The sequence below is a fragment of the Lutimaribacter marinistellae genome, assembly GCF_042648365.1.
Classification (GTDB): domain Bacteria; phylum Pseudomonadota; class Alphaproteobacteria; order Rhodobacterales; family Rhodobacteraceae; genus Lutimaribacter_A; species Lutimaribacter_A marinistellae.
The window spans coordinates 68,475-86,368 of record NZ_JBHRXI010000006.1; the positions used below are offsets into that span (position 1 = coordinate 68,475).

Below are 17,894 nucleotides of genomic sequence, written 5' to 3' on the forward strand. Positions count from 1 at the left end.
ATTGCCCGTTACCTCGCGATGTCCTGAAGGTTGACGCGGAACAGCCGCATCATCGTCATGATGAACAGGATGCAGGTGATCAGCAGCACGAATGCATAGGCTGATCCCAGGCCCCAGTTGCCGCCTTCGTAGAACTGGTCGTAGATGATTTCGGTGAACCATTTCGACGTGGTCGAGCCCAGCATGACCGGCACGGCGTAGGATCCTGCGGCCAGCATGAAGGTCATGATGCAGCCGACCGCGATGCCGGGTTTGGCATGGGGGATCACCACGCTCCAATGGATGAACCAGCGGGGCGCGCCGAGGTCGCGGGCGGCTTCGATCTGGTTTCTGTCAAGCGTCTCGACCGTGTTGTAGATCGGGAAGACCATGAACAGGATGTAGGCGTAGACCATCCCGATCAGCACCGCGGAATTGCCGCCCCGCCAGTCGATCGGCGTATCCGTCAGCCCGGACCAGATCAGCGCCTGGTTGATGACCCCGTTGGTCGAGAGCAACATCAGCCAAGAGAAGGTGCGCAGGATCTCGTTCACCCAATAGGGCACGATCAGGCCCAGCATCAAAAGCGCGGTGGTGTCCTTGCTGGCGCTGACCGCGAGGTAGAAGGCCACCGGGTAGCAGACGACCAGCGCAATCGCGGTCACGAGGATCGACGACCAGATCGTCTTGAAAAAGATCGGGCGGTTGGCGTCGTTGGAGAAGAGTTCGAAATAGTTCTGCAGCCTCACGCGCGGCTTTGCGGCCTTTTCGGCCTGAACGAGCGCGGCGTCATTGGCGGCGATCTCATCGGCGATCTGGCCCAGGCGGAGGGTCAACGCATCGCGGCGCTGTTCCAGTTCTGCGACGGTGGCGCCGGTGTTCCGTTTGGCGGTTGAGCCGAAGGGGCTGAACACGCCGCCGCTGCCCTGATCGGCCCCGGCGCTGCCGCCGGTCTGGATATCGGCCTCGATCCGGCGCAGTTCACGTTCCGCCCTGCCCTTTTCCACGAAGAGCCGGTCGGTCGCGGATTTCATCTGCGACACGGCCGCCGCCGCGGCCGGGTCGGTATACATCAGCGATTTCTGCACCATCAGCAGTTGCGGCGCGACGATCATGCCGATCAGCCAGATGGCGCAGCCCACGAAAACATAGGCCGTGAGGATCGCGCCATAGCGTTTGCGAAAGGATGAGATGGCTTCCATATCCGCGCCTCAGGCCATTCGCGTGGCAGGCAGGGCGATGGCTGCGTCCGCCGAGAACCCGATCTGCACATCCGCGTTTCGTTGCAGGTGCGAAATGTCCTGGTTGTTCGTCATGTGCACGACGAAGCGGCTGCCGCAGGTTCCGCGAGCGAAGAGGTTGATATAGCTGCCTTCGAGGTCCAGGCGCTCGACCCTTGTGGATACGAGGTTTTCCGGAGCGGCATCGGGCCGGGCCACGTGGCACCGTTCGGGGCGGACGAAGAGCATCGCCTTGTCGCCGATGGACAGGTTGCGGTCGTTGCGCGCGCGCAATGTGCCCATCGACGTGTCGAGAACCGCGTGGCCGTTTCTGACATCGACGACATGGCCCGCGAGGGGGTTGTTCTCGCCCACGAATGTGGCGACGAAGGCGGTTGCGGGATTGGCGTAGATCTCGGCCGGTGTGGCCACCTGCTCCAGCCCGCCCTGGCTCATCACCGCGACGCGGTCGGACATTGTCAGCGCCTCGCCCTGGTCGTGGGTGATGTAGATGAAGGTCACGCCGGTACGTTGCTGAATGGCGCGCAGTTCGGCCCGCATGTGCTGTCGCAGCTTGAGGTCCAGTGCCGAAAGCGGCTCGTCCAGCAGCAGCACCGCGGGTTCCACGGCCAGCGCGCGGGCAATGGCGACGCGCTGCTTCTGTCCGCCCGACAGTTCGCTGACCATCTTGTCGCCCTGTCCGGGCAGGGCGATCATGTCCAGCAGCTCGTCCGCGCGGCGGCGCTGGTCCTTTTTCGACAGGCCGCGCACCCGAAGACCATAGGCGATGTTTTCCCACACGCTCATCAGCGGGAACAGGGCGAGATTCTGAAAGATGAGCGATGTCGGACGGTCATTCGGGCCGATCCCCGCCATATCGCGGCCACCGATGCGGATCACACCTTCGGTGGGGTCGTTGAACCCCGAGATCATCCGCAGAATGGTTGTCTTGCCGCATCCCGAGGGGCCCAGGAACGAGAAGAACTCTCCAGCCTCGATTTCGAGAGTGGCGTTTCGCACGGCCGTGAAGTCGCCGAAGCGCAGCGTGACATTGTCCAGTTCTATGTTTTTCATCGACGCGTTCCCGAGGTGTCGGTGGCGGTAGGCGCCATGCCCCGCCCGGTGGCAGGGCATGGCAACGGGTCAGGCGGTTTCCCAGCGGGTGATGTATTCGCTGCGCAGTTTCGAGAACCAGCCGGCCTCGGGTTTCCACCACCACAGGTTGGCGATGGCCTCGCCATTGGGGCCGTAGATCATCTTGAACCGTTCCTGCGCCGCTGCATCGAGCGCTGCCTCGGCACCGATCGCGGAGGAGTTGTAGCCCGAATGCACGGCGTGCATTCCGCCCCCCTGCGCCGAGGTCAGGAAGTTGATCAGCTCATAGGCCTGATCGACATTGACCGCACCCGAAGGGATGCACAGGCCGTCCATCCAGGTAAGCGCGCCCTCTTTCGGCGAGACATACCGGATCTTGCCGTCGGTTTCCTTCCACATGTTGATCGCGGTGCCGTCCCAGGACTGGCCGACCACGCACCCATCGGCGGTGAAGGCGCCGGTCAGGTCGGCGGCGGTCTTCCAGAACACCTTGATGTTGGGCTTGTGGTCCATGCCGAATTCGAGCGCCTTGGAGAAAACCTCGTGGGCGACCGCCTCGTCCTGGTAGGCATCGTCGAGCATCTTGCCGGTGCCGTCGATCATCAGCGCGATGGAGGTCAGGCCCGACCGCGGACGGATGGCCATCTTGCCGGCATACTCGCCCTTCCACTGGTCGTTCCAGGAGGCTGTCTCCCAGGTGAGGTCCAGCTCTTCGCTGTTGAAGGCCAGCCCTTCGGTACCCCAGTTGAATGGAACGCCATAGCGTGCGCCACGCTGCGACGCGCCGAGGTCGAGCGATTTTTCATAGATCGACGGATTGATCTGACCGGCGGTGAGACGGGTTTCGTCGATCGGTTGCAGCAGTTCGTTGCCATCCTCGGCGCCGGCGTCGTACCACGATTGCAGCGACGAGATCGACGGCAGGACGATATCGAAACCTTCGCCCTTGGAGGCGCGGAGCTTGTTGAGCACTTCGTTGTTGGTGCCGAAGGTGGACAGGTTGACCTTGATGCCCGACGCGGCCTCGAAGGTTTGCATCATGTCTTCCGAGATGTAGGCGTCCCAGGAATAGACGTTGACCTCGCCCGAGGCCGCGAAGGCCTTGCTGACGATGGCGGGCGAGGCCATTGCGGCACTGGCCGCGCCAAGTGTTTTCAGGGCATCGCGGCGGGTAAAGGCCCTGGCGATGGATTGTGCGGATTTACGCATGTCTTGCTCCTTGGGGGATTTTATGGAGAGTGGTGAAAAGGTGAGAGGGAAAGGCGGCGCGAGACCGGGGATACGGCGTCATTCCTCGGGCCCGCCCATCGACTGGCGCATCGCGGTGCTGTCGAAATCGTGGTAATGGATGCAGGTCATGTCGCCAGTGACGGTGACGACCGCGTATTGCGGCTCTTCGAAGATCCCGCCAACCTCGTTGGCAGTTTCGAAATCCAGCGCGCATTGCAGCATCATCGAGCGATGGCTGGAAAACGGGATGCCGTTCCACGTGCCGCTCATCGGGCGGTGAAAATGGCCGAAGAACATGTGCCGGACATTGCCATGACCGACGGCAAGACGGGCGATCGCCGCAGCATCGTTGCGGTTCATCCCGATCCGGTCCATCGCAGGCATCCCGGTTTCGAAGGGGGGATGGTGCATGAACAGCCACACTGGCCGATCGCGATGGTCTCGCAGTACGCGCGCCAGCCAGTCCTGCCGAGCCGCGCAGTAGGCCCCTGAATGGGTGTCATCGGTCTTGGTATCCATCAGGACGAAGATGCCTGCCCCGGTCGGGACGGCCTGCTGGACAAAGCCGTGTTCGTCCGCCGAAAGCTCGGACAGGCCATCGAGGGCGGGGCCGCGCTGATCGTGGTTGCCGATCAGCATCAGCTTGCGCAGCTTCAGCCGGTCGAGGATGTCGCGCGCGGCCGCGTATTCCGGGACGGTCCCGTTATGCGTCAGGTCGCCGGTGATCAGGCACAGATCCGCGTCGGCATGATTGCGGTTGAGATCATCGATGCATCGATCCAGCGTCAGGTTCGGCGACTGGCCGAACAGGGACGCGCCGGGTTCGGTCACGTGAATATCCGTGAGGTGAATGAATTTCATGTCAGGCTGCCCCAAGCTCGGAGATGGTCGAGAGCAGATCGGCGGGAGCGGAAACGATCCGGTCCGCACCGGTCAGCATGTGTCGCGGCTGCCAGCCCCAGGTGACGGCGATACAGGGCAAGTCCGCCGCGTGAGCCGCGCGAATGTCGCTGATCGCGTCGCCCACCATCACGGTGGGACGGGTTTCAGCATGGTCGGCGAGCCGTTTCAGCACCTCGGCCTTGGACAGCCCGGCATCGCCGCCGATGACATGGTCGAAACAGGCGGCCAGATCGTGGGCGTCGAGAAAGCGCCGCAGGACCTTGCCATGGGTGGCGCTGATGATGGCCAGCGGCGCCGTTTCGGCCAGCGCGTGCAGGGCATCGCCCATACCGGGTATCAGGGTCGATACTTGCGGCTGGCTGGCCACGTAATCGGACACGTCGCGGGCAAAGACCGCAGGGTCCAGCCCGCGTTGCGTTGCGATGGCTTCGAAGGTCAGCGGATCCAGCGTGGCAAAGGGGTCAGCGTCGCCAAGGGCACCGCCCCGCACCTGGCAGGCGTGCTCGCATGCCGCAAGGCAGACCGCGCGGGAATCAGCGATAACCCCATCAAAATCAAAGCAGTACAAGGTGGCCTCCGGTCTTTATTCGGGCGGAGACCTAACGATTCGTGATGACCCATTTGCGACAACTTTAGGAAACCCTTAAAGAGCATCCTAAACATTGGAGAGGATGGTTCGATGCCGATCTCTACAACACGCCTGCGCGCGTTCATCCATGTCTACGAGGCGGAGACCTTTAGCGGAGCGGCCCATGCCATTGGAAACTCCGTGCCGTCGATCACCCAGCTGATCCGCGCGCTGGAAGAGGAATACGGCGTTACGCTCTTCGTGAAATCGGGGCGTCGCCTGATCCCTACCCCTGCGGCGGACCAGCTTTACCCTGTTGCCTTTGAGCTGCGGGAAGCGGAAGCAAGGGCCGAGAAGGTCCTTCAAGCTTCGCGCCTTAAGGAGTCCGGCACCCTGCGCGTCGGAATCGGCAACGCCTATCCGGGCATGGCGATCATCCGCAAGTTCAGCAGGGACATGCCCTCGGTCACGATCAACGTGGAAAACGGCAACTGGGACCGTATCATGGACCTGTTCAAGGCCGACCAGATCGATGTCGGGATCCTGCCCGGCGTGCGCGAAAGCAAAGCCCTGAAAACCGTGGTCTGTTTCGAGCAGCGCGTCGTTGCCGTGGTCCCGCATTCCCATCCCTACAACGACATGGGCCGGATCGCGATTTCCGATCTGAAAGATCAGCCACTGATCTTTCGGTCCTCGGGGTCATCGACCCAGCACCGGGTCGATACGGCGCTGAATGCCGCGGGCCTGCGCCCGAGACCGGTGGTCGTCTGCGATTCCCGGGATGGGGTGCTGGAGGCCGTGTCCAACGAGCTGGGAATCGGATTCATCTGGGAACACAGCTCATTCCGGGCCGATGATCTGCTGCGGCTGGAAGTGGAGGAGCTGAAGGGAAAGGTGCAGGAGCACGCGTTTGCAGCCAGAAGCAACGACAATGCGCTGGTCCGGGCCTTTCTGGATGTGTGCGCCTCGAGAAGGTTTCATGTCGCATGAGGTGAGCGGGTTCCTGGCGGGAGAGCCTGCCGGGTTTTGTCGGCCTGAACGAGGTATGTCCCGCGTGCGGCGCCCTTGGGGATGGCTATTTTGCCCGACTGTCACGCCAGTTTCGCAATTCCGGCTCACAAGGGGGCGTTTCGCGTTGAAACAAAAATTTGACCATTTGGTTCAACGCGCGCATTCTGATCGGGAAATAAGAGAAGACATCAGAGAGGACACCCCAATGACCAGAACCATTTTGCTGGCCAGCACCGTGCTGGCGGGCCTTGCGTCCGTTGCACAGGCCGACACGCTGCGCCTGTTGACCTGGGGCGGCTACGCACCCGATGACGTCGTGGCGATGTTCGAGGAACAGACCGGACACACTGTCGAGGTGACGAAGTCGAACAACGAAGAAATGATCGCCAAGCTGCGCGCCACCGGTGGCGGCGGTTTCGACCTTGCGCAGCCCTCGCAGGACCGCGTGATGGGCCCGCAGATGGAATTCGGCATCTACAAACCGATGGACGTCTCGAAGCTGAACCAGGACCTGTTCATCCCGTCGATGCTGAAGGCGACGATGGAAAACACGACCGTCAACGGTGACGTCTATGGTGTGCCGCATGTCTGGGGTACATCCGGCCTTGTGATGAACACCGCCGAGGCGGGCGAGGTGGTGAAGGATTACACCGACCTGTGCGATCCTGCCGTTTCGGGCAAGGTCTCCTATCGTCTCAAGCGCCCGACGCTGATCGGCTTTGCCTTTGCGATGGGCGAGGACCCGTTCGCCGCCTATGGCGACGAGGCGAAGTACAAGGAGATCATGGAAAAGGTCGAGGCCAAGCTGATCGAGTGCAAGCCCAACGTCAAAACCTATTGGGGTGGCGGCGACGAGCTGATGAACCTCGTGCGTTCGGGCGAAGTGACTGCATCGATGGCGTGGGATACCGGCGGCTGGAAGCTGAACACCGACAATGCCGACATCACCTTCGTGGCCCCGGCATCGGGTGCGCTGGGCTGGATCGACACGTTCGTGCTGCCGGCCAAGGGTCAGGCGGACGATGTCGCCTATGAGTGGATCAATTTTGTCATGCAGCCCGAGATCGCGGCCAAGATCACCGCGGCGGCCGGCAACTTCACCGCGTCCGCCGGGGCGGACGAATTCGCCGAGGACAGCCTGAAGGCCAAGTACCAGGCGAGCTTCCCTCAGGAGGCCATCGACAACATCAAGTGGTATCCGCCGGTTCCCGCCGGTCTGGAAGCCATCGAGGGCGAAGTTCTGGACCGCGTTCAGGCCGCAAACTGACCAACCGGGCGGCACCTGTGCCGGGTGCCGCCCCTTTTTACGGACTCCCCATGACCCCTGATCTGGAATGCGTCGATCTCGTCAAGCGGTTCGGCGAAACGACGGCTGTCGACACCGTCTCCTTCTCGGTGCCGCCGGGCAGCTTCTTTTCTATCCTCGGGCCTTCGGGCTGCGGCAAGACCACGATCATGCGGATGATCGCGGGTTTTCTCAACCCGTCATCCGGTGACATCCGGATCAAGGGCGGTTCGGTGCTGGACACGCCGCCGAACAAGCGCCCGGTGAACATGGTGTTCCAGCACCTTGCGCTGTTTCCCATGATGAGCATCGCCGACAATATCGGCTATGGGCTGCGTCGGCGCGGTATGGCCAAGGCCGAGATCGCGCGCAAGGTCGACGAGGCGCTGGAGCGCATCGGCCTGCCGGGGATCGGCGGGCGCAAGGTTGACGAGCTGTCCGGCGGGCAGAAGCAGCGCGTGGCCATCGCCCGCTGCATGGTGCTGGAGCCGGACGTGCTGTTGCTGGATGAACCGCTGGGCGCGCTGGACCTGAAGCTGCGCGAACACATGAAGGTCGAGCTGAAGGCGCTGCAGGCGGCGTTCGACACCACGTTCGTCTACATCACGCATGACCAGTCCGAGGCGCTTGTCATGTCCGACCAGATCGCCGTGATGAACGCAGGCCGGTTCGAGCAGGTCGGTACCGGGCAGGACCTGTATTACCGTCCCGAGACGCCCTTTGTCGCCGGGTTCATCGGCGAGGCGAACCGCTGGAAGGGGCGCATCGAACGGATCGAGGGCGACGCGGTTCAGCTGCGCACCGATACCGGGCTTGCCATGCGTGCCACGGGTGCGGGCCTGTCCGAGGGCAGCGCGGCCGAGATCTTTGTCCGTCCGGAGGCGATCCGCCTTGCCGGCAGTGCCGAGGCGCTGTCGGGATTCGACAACAGCCTTGAGGGGACGGTGACCAGCATCCTGTTCAACGGTGCGGCCAGCCGTGTGCTGGTTCAGGACGGCGTGGGCGAGACGCTGGAGGTCACCCTGCCCCAGTCGGGCGAATTCGCATCCCTGAAACGCGGCGATACGGTGCATGTCGGCTGGGGCGCGGGACAGGCCACCTGTTTCGGGGCGGCGTGATGCGCAACCAGTCCCGCATCGCGTTTTTCCTGCTGCTGACACCGCTGGTTTTGTGGCTGGGCCTGCTGATCATCATTCCGCATATCGACATGGCGCTGATCAGCTTGCGCGAGCGCGTCAGTTTTGGCGTCTATGAGCCGAGCCTGCTGCAATACGAAAAGGCCCTGACCGAGCCGCTGTACCTGCGGACGTTCTGGCGTACGGCGGTGATGTCGGTGCTGGCCACCGCGATCACCTTGCTGATCGCGTTTCCGGTGGCCTATTACATCGCCAAGATGGCCAAGGGGCGGTTGCAGCAGGTCCTTTTCATGCTGTGCCTGATCCCGTTCTACGTGTCGGAACTGGTCCGCACCTTTGGCTGGATGATCCTGCTGCGCGAAACCGGCCTTGTTTCGAACCTGCTGCAATGGGTGGGTCTGGCGGATCAGCCGGTGGAACTGCTGTACACGGATGCCACCATGATGGTCGGCCTCGTCTACACATCGATGCTGTTCATGGTGGTGCCGCTGGTCACGACGCTGGAAAGCCTTGACGACAGCGTGGTCGAAGCGGGCTATGACCTTGGCGGTACCGGCCTGTCAGTGCTGCGCGAGATCATCATCCCGCATGCCATGCCCGGCATCGTATCGGGCTGTATCGTCGTTTTCATGCTGTCGCTCGGCAATTACCTGACGCCGACGATGCTGGGCGGCAAGGACAGCCTGTGGTTCACCGAGATGATCTACAACCAGTTCATCGTCCGCTCCAACTGGGAGCTTGGGGCTGCCTTCGGCTTCATGCTGCTGGTGCTGTCCTCGGTGATCGTGTGGGGGATGCTGCGGGTGACGGGCCGGACGCTGAAGGAGACGATGGGATGATCCCGACGATACCGTCCTCGCGCACATTTCGCATCGCATATGGCGGCTATGTCGCGCTGTTCTTTATCTATCTCGCCCTGCCGCTGACGGTTGTGGCGGTCTTTGCCTTCAATGACAGCCAGTTCCCCTCGCTGCCGTGGGAGGGGTTCACGTGGAACTGGTTCTTTGGCGATGAGCGCCCGCAGATCGGCGTGTTTCACGAACGCGGCATCCTGCGCGCTGTCGGCACCTCGGCCTTTGTGGCGGCCTGCGTATCGGTGCTGTCGGTTTTTGTGGGCACCACGAATGCCTTTCTTTTCAACCGCTACGAGTTTCGCGGCAAGGGGCTGCTTTACGTGCTGATGCTGTTGCCGCTGGTGATCCCCGGCATCGTTCTGGGCATCTCGATCCTCGTGTTCTCATCCACGCTGGCCAACGGGTTGTGGTCCGTCGCGCAGTTGGATGTTCAGGCTTTGCGCCCCGGTCTCCTTCTGGTGATTCTCGGGCAGTTCAGTTTCATCACCACCATCGCGACGCTGGTCATCTCGGCCCGGTTGCAGAAATTCGATCGCACGCTCGAGGAGGCGGCGCTGAATCTCGGGGCCGACCGGCTGACGGCGGTGCGCACGATCACGTTGCCATTTCTCGCCCCGGCGATCATCGGTGCGGTGGTGGTGGCGTTTCTGATGAGTTTCGAGAATTTCAACACCACGCTGATGCTGGTCGGCTCGGACGCGCCGCTGACCATCGCGATGTTCGACCGCCTCAAGGAAGGCTCGACACCGCTCCTGAACGCCGTTTCGCTGCTGCTGATGCTGGGGTCGTCGCTGCTGGCGCTGCTGGTGATCCTGTTCCAGCGCCGCCCTTGAAGCGCAGAGCGTTCCGCGTTTGCCAGAGGAGCAGGGCCACACCCTGTGCAGCGGAACACCGCGCGGCCGCGTATCTGGCCGCGCGGTGGCAGTCGCCATCGCTTAGCGCGCCAGGTGCGCGCCGCCGTCCACGTCCAGCGTAGCACCGGTGAGGAAGGGGTTCGCCGCCGCCATCAGGATCGCGCCCGCGATATCCTCGGGCGCGCCGATCCGGCCGACGGGAAGACCGGCCGCTGCCCCTGCGAACATGCCTTCGCGGGCCTCGGCGGGCATTCCGGCATAGGCCTCGGTCGCGGTCATGCCGGGTGACACGGTGTTGACCCGCAGCGGTGCGAGTTCGACCGCAAGTGTCTTTGCCATGGCCTCGAGCGCGCCGTTGACCGCCGCCAGCCCGGACGTGCCGACCATCGCAGCACGGGCCGCGGCACCGGTGAGCAGCGTGATGGAGCCATCGCGCGCGATCCGGGGTGCGAGGGCGCGGATCACGCGCCAGTAGCCCCAGAACTTTGCGTCGAAGGCCGCGCGCAAGCCGCTTTCGTCCACATCGGCGAAAGGACCCCATGCCACGTTGCTGGAGGCCGAGAGGACCAGGTGATCGAGCGCCGGAACCGCTGCCGCGAGCCTCTCGACCGAGGCCGCATCGGTGAAGTCCAGTTTCACCCCTGCGACACTGTCGGGCAGCACCGACAGGGCGGTATCGAGCGAGGGTTTGGTACGGGCGGTGATCGTCACCTTTGCGCCGGCCTCGGCCGCCATGCGGGCGGTTGCCAGCCCCATGCCCTTGGCACCGCCAACGATCAGGATGTGTTTGTTTTCAAGTGTCATGTTCAGCCCTCCACGGCTGCAAAGGCCCAGCTGCGGCCCTTGCCGCGCATCAGGGCCTGGTTGATCCACACCATGGCGAACGGTTCGAGCAGGCGGGATGTCGTGATGTCGCCGGAATCCAGCGGCGCGAAACCGAGATCTGTCAGCAAGGCCGACACCGCCGCCTTGGCCATGTCGTCATTGCCCGCAAGGAACATGACCGGGCGATGCGGGAGGGCGGAATTGTCGGCCATCATCTCTGCCCCGACCTGGTTAAGCGTCTTGACCACGCGGGCACCGGGCAACAAAGCCTGCACGATCTCGCCGCCGGACGTGTCATGCCCGACCGTAAGCCCAAGGGTGCCGTCGATCATGCCAAGCGGATTCATGCAGTCGATCACGATCTTGCCGGAGAGATCGCCGAGCCCCTTTATCGCGCCCTCGGACACGGCCCATGGCAGGGCGAGGATAACAATCTCGGCCGTCGCGGCGGCCTCTGCCTGTTCCAGCGCGATGGTGCTGGTTTCCTGCGCCAGGGCAGTGACGCCGGGATTTTCGGGTTCGCGGGCGCCGAGGGTCACGTCATGGCCCTTACCTACCAGACCCCGGGCAATGGCGGCGCCCACATTGCCGGTTCCAATGATCGCGATGCGCATTTCGACTTGCTCCTTGCTTCAGTCTCTGGCCGCAAGATATGAAAGCGGTGAAAGAAGGAAAAACGAATTAGTCTTATGACTGACTTAAGCGATACCGAACTCAGACGCCTGGATCTGACCCTGCTCCTGGTGCTGCTGGGGCTATTGAAGTACCGTAAGGCCAGCGATGTGGCGGAGTCGCTCGGCCTGACGCAATCCGCGATCAGCCAGGCGCTTAAGCGTTTGCGCAGCCTGTTCAAGGACGAATTGTTCCTGCGCCGACCCCACGGGATGGAACCCACGGCCACGGCGCTTGCGCTGGAGGCCCCGGTGACCGCCGCGGTCGAGGCATTGCGGGGCGCGCTGGGAACGGCACAACGTTTCGACCCCGCAACCGCCCGCGGGACGGTGCGCATCGCCGCCCTTGATGCCCAACAGGCGGTTCTGATCCCGCAGCTGGCGCAACTCCTGCGCACCTATGCGCCTGGCCTGAATCTATCGGTTCTGCCGCTGGGGCGCGATGCGGCGGTCGATGCGCTGGTGGATAACCGCGTCGATCTGGCGCTGGGGTTTCTACTGGAGCAGCCTGACAGCATTTCCGGCCTGCGCCTTTACAAGGAAAGCTTTTGCGTGGTGGGCAGGCCGGACGCCCTGCCCGATGCACCGGCGATCAGCCTGGAGGCTTTTTGCTCGGCGGATCATGTGCTGGTCTCTCCCGGGGGCGAAATGCGCGGCATCGTCGACGAAGAGCTGGACCGGATCGGGCAAAGCCGCAGGGTCTCCCTCGGGCTTCCGGCTTTCCTGCCAGCCCTTGCCGCGGTGTCTGTTTCGGGCGCTTTGGTGACCCTGCCCACCAGTATCGCTCACAGCTTTGCGCCGGGCTTCGGGCTGGTCGTCGCGGCGCCGCCGATCGCGGTTCGCCCATTCCCGGTGTCGGTATTCTGGCATCGCAGGAACGAGCGCGACCCCCGCACCCGCTGGCTGGTGGATAGGCTGGCGGAGCATGACCTCCCTGCCCCGCCTTGAGAGGGAACGACCAGAGGAATGGCGCATTGCCATTGCTCTTCGATGCTTTCACAAGCAGATCAGGCGGCATGCTCCAACGGTGCGTCACCCGAAAGATGTATCAGGGTTTCGGTGTCCAGAACCCGCACCTGGCGCGGTCGCGGCAAGGCGATCACCCCGGCCTTTTGCAGATTGCGGAACTGGCGCGAAACCGTTTCCAGCGTCAGGCCGGACATCTCGCCAAGTTCGGCCCGGCTCAGGGGCAGGGTCAGCTCTGCCGGTGTCCCTTGGCGGGCGTGGAACCAGGTCAGCATCGAGGCGACCCGTTCGGTCGCCGTTTTGCGGCCAAGCAGCGTCTGCCAGCGATAGGCATCGGTGATCTGGTCCTGCATGACGCCGAGCAGGTTCATGTAGAGCCGCGGAATCGAAGAGGCGAGCACGTCGAACACGGCGCGGTCGCAGGTCAGGAGCCGGGTGTCGCCCATCGCGCTCAGCCGGCCGCCCTTGTGGCACGGACCGAGTGGTGACAGCGCCTCGCCTGCGAATGTCAGGGCAAACAGGCGCGTCCCCCCTTGCGGGGTGCGCACGTCCTCGCGCAGCGCACCATCGAGCACCAGCCCGACAAAGGGCGGCTCGGCCCTGCCGCGCGGCAGGGGATCGCCATCAGCGAGGCGGTCCTCTTCGAAGATGTTCAGAAGGTGCCGGATGTCTTTGCGCGGCAGCCCGCGAAACAGGGTGGGACGTGCCGCGTTCGGGCGGGCCGAAGCCTCGGCCCAATTGTGGTTCATCGCGTTCATCTTGAACGTCCTTGTCTTGGATCACTGGACAAGGGGCGCATGGCCCCCGGCGAGGCATTCAGGCCGGGGGCGGTGGGGCGCGTGTGCGATGGCGTTTGGGGTGGTGCGCCGATGCGAGACATTGTTCACCGGCGAGGGGCGGCACGGTCGGCCAAGGCGACAGGCGGATCAGGGCACCGGGATGTGGCGGGTTTTCAGTGCTCGAGACGGTCAGCTGTACACAGGAGGAGCCGTCATGCGGGTCATGTCCGGTTCCCGACCCCTCGACAGAGACGACCTCACCCGTATCGGTCAGCCAAACCTCTTGCGTGCCATCGGTCGTGCACAGGACGAGACTCATGCCGCCGGGGCCCTGCGCACGCATGAACCCGTCCGGCACCGTGGCCGAACAGATCAGCGCCAGGACAAACAGCGCGCGCGATATGAACCCCGCGAGATGCATCGATCAGTGGTTGGAATGGTCCATCCTGGAGTGATCGGCGCCATCGGCAGGATCGACCATGAATTCGACGGCGACCTCTCCGGCGTTGCGAAAGATCAGCGTGGCCGGGATCATGTCGCCCTCATTCGCGGTGCCGGTGAGCCCCATGAACATCACGTGCATTCCACCCGGTTCCAGGTTGATCACCTCGCCCGGTGCGATGGGAACGCCGACCAGCGGACGCATCCTGGCGATCCCGTCCTCGAAGATCGTCGTGTGCAGGGTCGTCGACTTGGCAAAGGGAGAGCGTATGCCGATCAACTCCTCGGGCGTGTCGCCCTCGTTCGAGATGGTGACGTATCCGGCGGCGGACCTGGCCGTTGCAAGCGGCTGCGGCATCGACGGGTGAATGATGTGCAGATCGCCGCTCATCTGGTCGTGGGCAGCCAGCGGCGAGGCCAGCAAGATCAGGGACAGAATCAAGCGTTTCATGTTTATCCTCTCAGGGGTCGGCCCGGTCGATCCGGGCGGGGTGGCCTTCGGGCCACGGGTCGGCGTGGTCCGGGTTGTTCAGGAACGCCTCGTCGGTGAGGCTTTCGAGAAAGGCGATGATGTCGGCAATTTCGCGGTCGGTGGCTGTAAAGCCCACGATCATCCCGTCCTGGTTCGCATGTCCGTCGCGGCCCCCCTTGGCGTAGTGGGCAAGCACGCCGTGCAGGTCGGGTATGGAGCCGTCATGCATGTAAGGTGCGGTGACCGCGACATTGCGCAGCGAGGGCGTACGGAACAGACCGGCATCCGACGGCTCTCCGGTAAACTCGATCCGGCCGGGGGCGGTGGCGGGATAGTCGGCGTATAGCCCGGTGTTATGAAAGCCGGTCTCGACCCATGGGCTGTCCGCGCGCTGAAAATTGTCGGTGAACAGGACGCCCTGGTGACAGTGATAGCATTCGAACCGATGGTCGAAGAACAACTGCTCGCCTCGTTTTGCGGCGTCGGACAGCGCGTCCATATCTCCGCCGTACTTGAACCTGTCATAAGGGCTGTCAAACGACATCAGGCTGCGCTGGAACGCGCCCAGCGCACGGGTCACCGTGAAGAGGTCAGGCCCCGGACGATCGGGAAAGGCCCGCCCAAAGGCCGCGGCGTAATAGGGATCGGCCGCCAGTATGGCGAAGATACGCCCCTCCTGCCCGGTCGCGCCCATCTCGACGGGCGCCTCGCCGAAAAGCGGCACGAGCGCCTGGAACTCCAGCGATGTCATGTGCGGGTTGGCCCAGGCGTTCACCGGCAGGTAGGCCACATTTGCAAGGCTTGGCGCGTTGAGGTTTCCCTGCGTGCCGTGAAGTCCCACGGACGTCTCGCGCCCGTCGGTGAAGGCACGCGCCGGATCGTGGCAGGAGGCGCAGGCGACCGTCCCATCACCGGAGAGGCGGGAATCGTAGAACAGGTGCCTGCCGAGATCCACCTTGGCAGCGCTCATCGGGTTGTCCTGAGGCACGGGCGGATGCGGCATCCAGTCGGGCAGCGGCCAGTCATAGGCCGCGGTGTCCAGGGCAAGGGCCGCCCCGGACAGGATCCCCATGACCGCCGCGCCCAGCACGGCGGGACGCATCAGCGCACCGCGATTAGTTTCTGATCGCCCGCGGCGATGTCGTTGAACGGCAGGCCCAGCCTGGTCATGACCGTGTTGCAGTCGGGATCGTTCAGGAAAGACATGCAGCCCGGTGATGTTTCGGGCGTGTTGAAGCGCAGGTCTGCGCCCGCCACGACCGGCGCGGGGTCGATCACCAGCGTCTGCGTCGACGGATCGAAGCCGTCGAACGACACGTCGATCAGGTTCGGATTCTTGCAGGGCGCGGCGGGGGCATCCGTCTTGCCCGCCGAGGCGCACATGGTCGAACCGAGATGCAGGAACCAGCCCTTTGGCCCGGTTTCCGCCTTGTCCGTCGGCACCATGTCGATGCGCACGAACTTGTACCCGCCGCGCCAGTTCCAGAACATCGAGGTCAGGTTCAGCGGGGTCGGCGCGACGGTCGGGTCGCCATGGTTCATCTCGAACGGAACGCCCACCTTGAACGCGACGCCGGTGTATTCGCCATCGGCTACGGTGCCGGTCAGCGCCGTGTTCATCGGGCCCGTGCCGTTGGCGCAGGCGGCCTTTCCATCCTCGAAATCCAGCAGGGCCACGCTGGCATGCTGGAATGCTGTCTCGTCCAGCGTCACCGGCGCGCGGCTGCCATCGGCAGCAACCATCGCAACGTCGCTGACATAGAGACGGAAATCGGTGGCGCGTACCTCGGCCTCGCTCTTTCCGAGGCCAGTATATGTGGCGTCACAGGCGAAAGGCTGACCGCCGATCTCGGCGGTGAAGTTGATCGTCACCGGCTGATCTGCCAGCGCCACGGTTGCGGGAAGAAGGGCGGCTATGGCCGCGGGAATAGCGTATTTCATGGGACTCTCCACAGGTCTGATCCGGCAAGGGCCGGGGTCTTTCACGAACGGGTCGGGAAAATTCAGACGATGGGAGGCGCGCGGGCCGGGCGTATCGACTCGGCGGTCAGTTCATGCAGGAGAAGCGGTTGCGGCACCCATTCGGCCGGATCGAGCGAAAGCTCGGCAATGATGACCGCAACAGCGGGTTCGGGCAGCGACATGGCGGCGTGAAGAAGGCAGGCCCCACATTCCGGCGCCGCGCCCATGTCACCCGCATCGCCACAAATGCCCGAGGCATCCAGCCCGAACGTCACGGCGAACTCCATCGCCTCTGCCTGAGAGGGCGTAAGGAAGCGGTGCGCAAAGCCCGTCGTCGCCAAGGCGACAACCAGCAGTACGACCAGCGCACGCAAGGGGATTATCCGCGACGAGAGCTTCATTGCCGGATCGGGATAGCACAGGTTCACGAATTCGCAAGTGTTCCCGAGCGCGCGCCTGTGCCAGGCGGGACCGTTCCGGGACAGGTCTTGACCCGGAACGGTCATTTACGGCTGCGCCCTGTGGCACAGATCACCCGCCTAAGGATGACACCGGCCCTGGGGCGCCAGAGGGTTCCGAGGGCCGGACCGGTGCCACCGTGTTCAGCGCATGTACTTGTCGAACCACGCGATCATCTGCTCGGGATGTTCGCCAAAGTAGTTGTAACCATCGAAACGCCGTGTCGTGCCTTCGATCCAGAAGAATTCCTTTTCCGCGCTGCCCAGCAGCTCAAAGGTCTTTTCGCCGTCTTCGGGTGTTGTCCAAGCATCGTCATGGACCTGAACGACGAAGGTGGGGACCGTGACATCGGGTGCGAACAAGTGCGGCGTCATCTCGGCATTGGCAAAACCGCCCAGCTTCTTCTGCTCGAAATCCATCGCTTCCATGTATTCACCAACGCCCTGAAGCTTGGCAAAGGATCCCATGAGCGCGGTCATCGACACGACCAGCGGGCTGAGCATGCACAGCACGTTTCCGAACAGGTCGGGACGCCGTGACATGGCCTCGTACTGGGCGTTGCCGCCGGTGCATTGGCTGTAAAGGCCTAGCTTCATCTTCGACAGGCGGGGATGCGTGTCGACGTAACGCTTGGCACCGACGCAGTCGCGCCATTCATAGCGCCCGATCCCGCAGATCCCGCCATTTGCGGCCCCGGACATACCGTGGTTGCGCAGGTCGTAGGCCAGCACGTTGTAACCCGCGCGGACGAGATGCGCGATATGGGCCACGAAGTCGATCTCGATATCGTCGACCTGGTTCCAGGGGTCCCCGTAATGGCCGGTAAAGCCCGAGCGGCTCATCGGCATGGGGTGGTTCATGATGATCAGCCTGTCGCTTTCGCCACCCGCTGCGGGCACATACCACCCCTCGAGCGGGGTGCCATCGTCGGAGGGGAAATAGATGTCTTCCCACTCGGTGATCCCGTGATCGGCGGGCGTCTTGTGCACCGGCGTGCGAAAGGCAGGCTTTACGGCGAAACCGGCCAGCGGCTTGACGATGGCAAGCTTGTCGGCGGGGATGTTCTGTTGGTCAGTCATCTTCGTCTCCGTTGTTTCGTGGACCAGAGGAGACTTAATGACCTGCCGGGGCGGTCTGAATTTCGATTTCTCTCAAGCTCATGCCCGATTCTCTCAACAGTTGGT

20 protein-coding genes are annotated in these 17,894 nt (G+C 63.5%); 6 read left to right on the forward strand and 14 right to left on the reverse strand.

Features of this window, described 5'->3' with window-relative positions; all coding sequences use genetic code 11:
* Positions 1 to 8 precede the first annotated feature (8 nt).
* The 5 genes from ACFORG_RS07615 to ACFORG_RS07635 all read right to left on the reverse strand — a co-directional run bounded on the left by ACFORG_RS07615 (position 9) and on the right by ACFORG_RS07635 (position 4,995).
* Complete coding sequence (locus ACFORG_RS07615; protein WP_386734812.1) at positions 9 to 1,181, reverse strand: ABC transporter permease; 1,173 nt, start codon at positions 1,179 to 1,181, stop codon at positions 9 to 11.
* Positions 1,182 to 1,190: 9 nt separating this feature from the next.
* Positions 1,191 to 2,273, reverse strand: coding sequence for an ABC transporter ATP-binding protein (locus tag ACFORG_RS07620; RefSeq protein WP_386734813.1), 1,083 nt, complete (start codon positions 2,271 to 2,273; stop codon positions 1,191 to 1,193).
* Positions 2,274 to 2,342: 69 nt separating this feature from the next.
* Positions 2,343 to 3,503 carry an extracellular solute-binding protein gene (locus ACFORG_RS07625; RefSeq protein WP_386734814.1) on the reverse strand — a complete coding sequence of 387 codons (1,161 nt, stop codon included), beginning with the start codon at positions 3,501 to 3,503 and terminating at the stop codon, positions 2,343 to 2,345.
* A gap of 78 nt (positions 3,504 to 3,581) precedes the next feature.
* Positions 3,582 to 4,385 (reverse strand): phosphodiesterase, encoded by an 804-nt coding sequence (locus ACFORG_RS07630; RefSeq protein ID WP_386734815.1) that lies wholly within the window; start codon positions 4,383 to 4,385, stop codon positions 3,582 to 3,584.
* Between the two features lies 1 nt (position 4,386).
* Entirely contained in the window at positions 4,387 to 4,995 is a 609-nt protein-coding gene (locus ACFORG_RS07635; protein WP_386734816.1) for an HAD family hydrolase, read from the reverse strand.
* A 111-nt stretch (positions 4,996 to 5,106) separates the two neighbouring features.
* Between ACFORG_RS07635 and ACFORG_RS07640 the strand changes: the two genes are divergently transcribed.
* The 5 genes from ACFORG_RS07640 (at position 5,107) to ACFORG_RS07660 (ending at position 10,114) form a co-directional block, all read left to right on the forward strand.
* Positions 5,107 to 5,985 (forward strand): LysR family transcriptional regulator, encoded by an 879-nt coding sequence (locus tag ACFORG_RS07640; RefSeq protein ID WP_386734817.1) that lies wholly within the window; start codon positions 5,107 to 5,109, stop codon positions 5,983 to 5,985.
* Between the two features lie 226 nt (positions 5,986 to 6,211).
* Complete coding sequence (locus ACFORG_RS07645) at positions 6,212 to 7,273, forward strand: extracellular solute-binding protein (RefSeq protein ID WP_386734818.1); 1,062 nt, start codon at positions 6,212 to 6,214, stop codon at positions 7,271 to 7,273.
* Positions 7,274 to 7,323: 50 nt separating this feature from the next.
* Positions 7,324 to 8,409: an ABC transporter ATP-binding protein gene (locus tag ACFORG_RS07650; protein WP_386734819.1), complete on the forward strand. Its 1,086-nt coding sequence runs from the start codon at positions 7,324 to 7,326 to the stop codon at positions 8,407 to 8,409.
* Positions 8,409 to 9,266, forward strand: coding sequence for an ABC transporter permease (locus ACFORG_RS07655; protein WP_386734820.1), 858 nt, complete (start codon positions 8,409 to 8,411; stop codon positions 9,264 to 9,266). Before ACFORG_RS07650 ends, ACFORG_RS07655 begins: the two co-directional genes overlap by 1 nt.
* On the forward strand, positions 9,263 to 10,114 hold the full coding sequence (locus ACFORG_RS07660) for an ABC transporter permease (protein ID WP_386734821.1): 852 nt from the start codon (positions 9,263 to 9,265) through the stop codon (positions 10,112 to 10,114). The genes ACFORG_RS07655 and ACFORG_RS07660 overlap by 4 nt, the downstream gene beginning before the upstream one ends.
* Before the next feature lie 102 nt (positions 10,115 to 10,216).
* Here ACFORG_RS07660 and ACFORG_RS07665 read toward each other — a convergent pair whose 3' ends face one another.
* Together ACFORG_RS07665 and ACFORG_RS07670 are read right to left on the reverse strand one after the other, a co-directional pair.
* The gene (locus tag ACFORG_RS07665) at positions 10,217 to 10,939 is read right to left on the reverse strand and encodes an SDR family oxidoreductase (protein WP_386734822.1); all 723 of its coding nucleotides are present in this window, start codon (positions 10,937 to 10,939) and stop codon (positions 10,217 to 10,219) included.
* 2 nt (positions 10,940 to 10,941) lie between these two features.
* Positions 10,942 to 11,574 carry an NADPH-dependent F420 reductase gene (locus tag ACFORG_RS07670; RefSeq protein WP_386734823.1) on the reverse strand — a complete coding sequence of 211 codons (633 nt, stop codon included), beginning with the start codon at positions 11,572 to 11,574 and terminating at the stop codon, positions 10,942 to 10,944.
* 75 nt (positions 11,575 to 11,649) lie between these two features.
* Here ACFORG_RS07670 and ACFORG_RS07675 point away from each other — a divergent pair, with 75 nt between their 5' ends.
* A complete protein-coding gene (locus tag ACFORG_RS07675) occupies positions 11,650 to 12,579 on the forward strand; it encodes a LysR family transcriptional regulator (RefSeq protein ID WP_386734824.1) in 930 nt (309 codons plus the stop codon).
* A gap of 59 nt (positions 12,580 to 12,638) precedes the next feature.
* Here ACFORG_RS07675 and ACFORG_RS07680 read toward each other — a convergent pair whose 3' ends face one another.
* From ACFORG_RS07680 to ACFORG_RS07710, 7 genes are all read right to left on the reverse strand, one after another.
* Positions 12,639 to 13,355: a Crp/Fnr family transcriptional regulator gene (locus ACFORG_RS07680; RefSeq protein WP_386734825.1), complete on the reverse strand. Its 717-nt coding sequence runs from the start codon at positions 13,353 to 13,355 to the stop codon at positions 12,639 to 12,641.
* Positions 13,356 to 13,413: 58 nt separating this feature from the next.
* Positions 13,414 to 13,797: a hypothetical protein gene (locus tag ACFORG_RS07685; protein ID WP_386734827.1), complete on the reverse strand. Its 384-nt coding sequence runs from the start codon at positions 13,795 to 13,797 to the stop codon at positions 13,414 to 13,416.
* A 3-nt stretch (positions 13,798 to 13,800) separates the two neighbouring features.
* Positions 13,801 to 14,268 (reverse strand): copper chaperone PCu(A)C, encoded by a 468-nt coding sequence (locus ACFORG_RS07690; RefSeq protein ID WP_386734828.1) that lies wholly within the window; start codon positions 14,266 to 14,268, stop codon positions 13,801 to 13,803.
* A gap of 10 nt (positions 14,269 to 14,278) precedes the next feature.
* Entirely contained in the window at positions 14,279 to 15,391 is a 1,113-nt protein-coding gene (locus tag ACFORG_RS07695) for an MbnH family di-heme enzyme (protein ID WP_386734829.1), read from the reverse strand.
* Entirely contained in the window at positions 15,391 to 16,230 is an 840-nt protein-coding gene (locus tag ACFORG_RS07700; RefSeq protein ID WP_386734830.1) for an MbnP family copper-binding protein, read from the reverse strand. The genes ACFORG_RS07695 and ACFORG_RS07700 overlap by 1 nt, the downstream gene beginning before the upstream one ends.
* A gap of 62 nt (positions 16,231 to 16,292) precedes the next feature.
* Positions 16,293 to 16,757 (reverse strand): polyketide synthase, encoded by a 465-nt coding sequence (locus ACFORG_RS07705; protein WP_386734831.1) that lies wholly within the window; start codon positions 16,755 to 16,757, stop codon positions 16,293 to 16,295.
* A 96-nt stretch (positions 16,758 to 16,853) separates the two neighbouring features.
* Positions 16,854 to 17,789 carry an alpha/beta hydrolase family protein gene (locus ACFORG_RS07710; RefSeq protein WP_386734832.1) on the reverse strand — a complete coding sequence of 312 codons (936 nt, stop codon included), beginning with the start codon at positions 17,787 to 17,789 and terminating at the stop codon, positions 16,854 to 16,856.
* Positions 17,790 to 17,894 lie beyond the last annotated feature (105 nt).

Bases quoted from the DNA above. Each gene is read 5' to 3' on its own strand.
- ACFORG_RS07615 (WP_386734812.1), bottom strand. From the start codon at position 1,181: ATGGAAGCCATCTCATCCTTTCGCAAACGCTATGGCGCGATCCTCACG.
- ACFORG_RS07620 (WP_386734813.1), bottom strand. From the start codon at position 2,273: ATGAAAAACATAGAACTGGACAATGTCACGCTGCGCTTCGGCGACTTC.
- ACFORG_RS07625 (WP_386734814.1), bottom strand. From the start codon at position 3,503: ATGCGTAAATCCGCACAATCCATCGCCAGGGCCTTTACCCGCCGCGAT.
- ACFORG_RS07630 (WP_386734815.1), bottom strand. From the start codon at position 4,385: ATGAAATTCATTCACCTCACGGATATTCACGTGACCGAACCCGGCGCG.
- ACFORG_RS07640 (WP_386734817.1), top strand. From the start codon at position 5,107: ATGCCGATCTCTACAACACGCCTGCGCGCGTTCATCCATGTCTACGAG.
- ACFORG_RS07645 (WP_386734818.1), top strand. From the start codon at position 6,212: ATGACCAGAACCATTTTGCTGGCCAGCACCGTGCTGGCGGGCCTTGCG.
- ACFORG_RS07650 (WP_386734819.1), top strand. From the start codon at position 7,324: ATGACCCCTGATCTGGAATGCGTCGATCTCGTCAAGCGGTTCGGCGAA.
- ACFORG_RS07655 (WP_386734820.1), top strand. From the start codon at position 8,409: ATGCGCAACCAGTCCCGCATCGCGTTTTTCCTGCTGCTGACACCGCTG.
- ACFORG_RS07660 (WP_386734821.1), top strand. From the start codon at position 9,263: ATGATCCCGACGATACCGTCCTCGCGCACATTTCGCATCGCATATGGC.
- ACFORG_RS07665 (WP_386734822.1), bottom strand. From the start codon at position 10,939: ATGACACTTGAAAACAAACACATCCTGATCGTTGGCGGTGCCAAGGGC.
- ACFORG_RS07670 (WP_386734823.1), bottom strand. From the start codon at position 11,574: ATGCGCATCGCGATCATTGGAACCGGCAATGTGGGCGCCGCCATTGCC.
- ACFORG_RS07675 (WP_386734824.1), top strand. From the start codon at position 11,650: ATGACTGACTTAAGCGATACCGAACTCAGACGCCTGGATCTGACCCTG.
- ACFORG_RS07680 (WP_386734825.1), bottom strand. From the start codon at position 13,355: ATGAACGCGATGAACCACAATTGGGCCGAGGCTTCGGCCCGCCCGAAC.
- ACFORG_RS07685 (WP_386734827.1), bottom strand. From the start codon at position 13,797: ATGCATCTCGCGGGGTTCATATCGCGCGCGCTGTTTGTCCTGGCGCTG.
- ACFORG_RS07690 (WP_386734828.1), bottom strand. From the start codon at position 14,268: ATGAAACGCTTGATTCTGTCCCTGATCTTGCTGGCCTCGCCGCTGGCT.
- ACFORG_RS07695 (WP_386734829.1), bottom strand. From the start codon at position 15,391: ATGCGTCCCGCCGTGCTGGGCGCGGCGGTCATGGGGATCCTGTCCGGG.
- ACFORG_RS07700 (WP_386734830.1), bottom strand. From the start codon at position 16,230: ATGAAATACGCTATTCCCGCGGCCATAGCCGCCCTTCTTCCCGCAACC.
- ACFORG_RS07705 (WP_386734831.1), bottom strand. From the start codon at position 16,757: ATGACCGTTCCGGGTCAAGACCTGTCCCGGAACGGTCCCGCCTGGCAC.
- ACFORG_RS07710 (WP_386734832.1), bottom strand. From the start codon at position 17,789: ATGACTGACCAACAGAACATCCCCGCCGACAAGCTTGCCATCGTCAAG.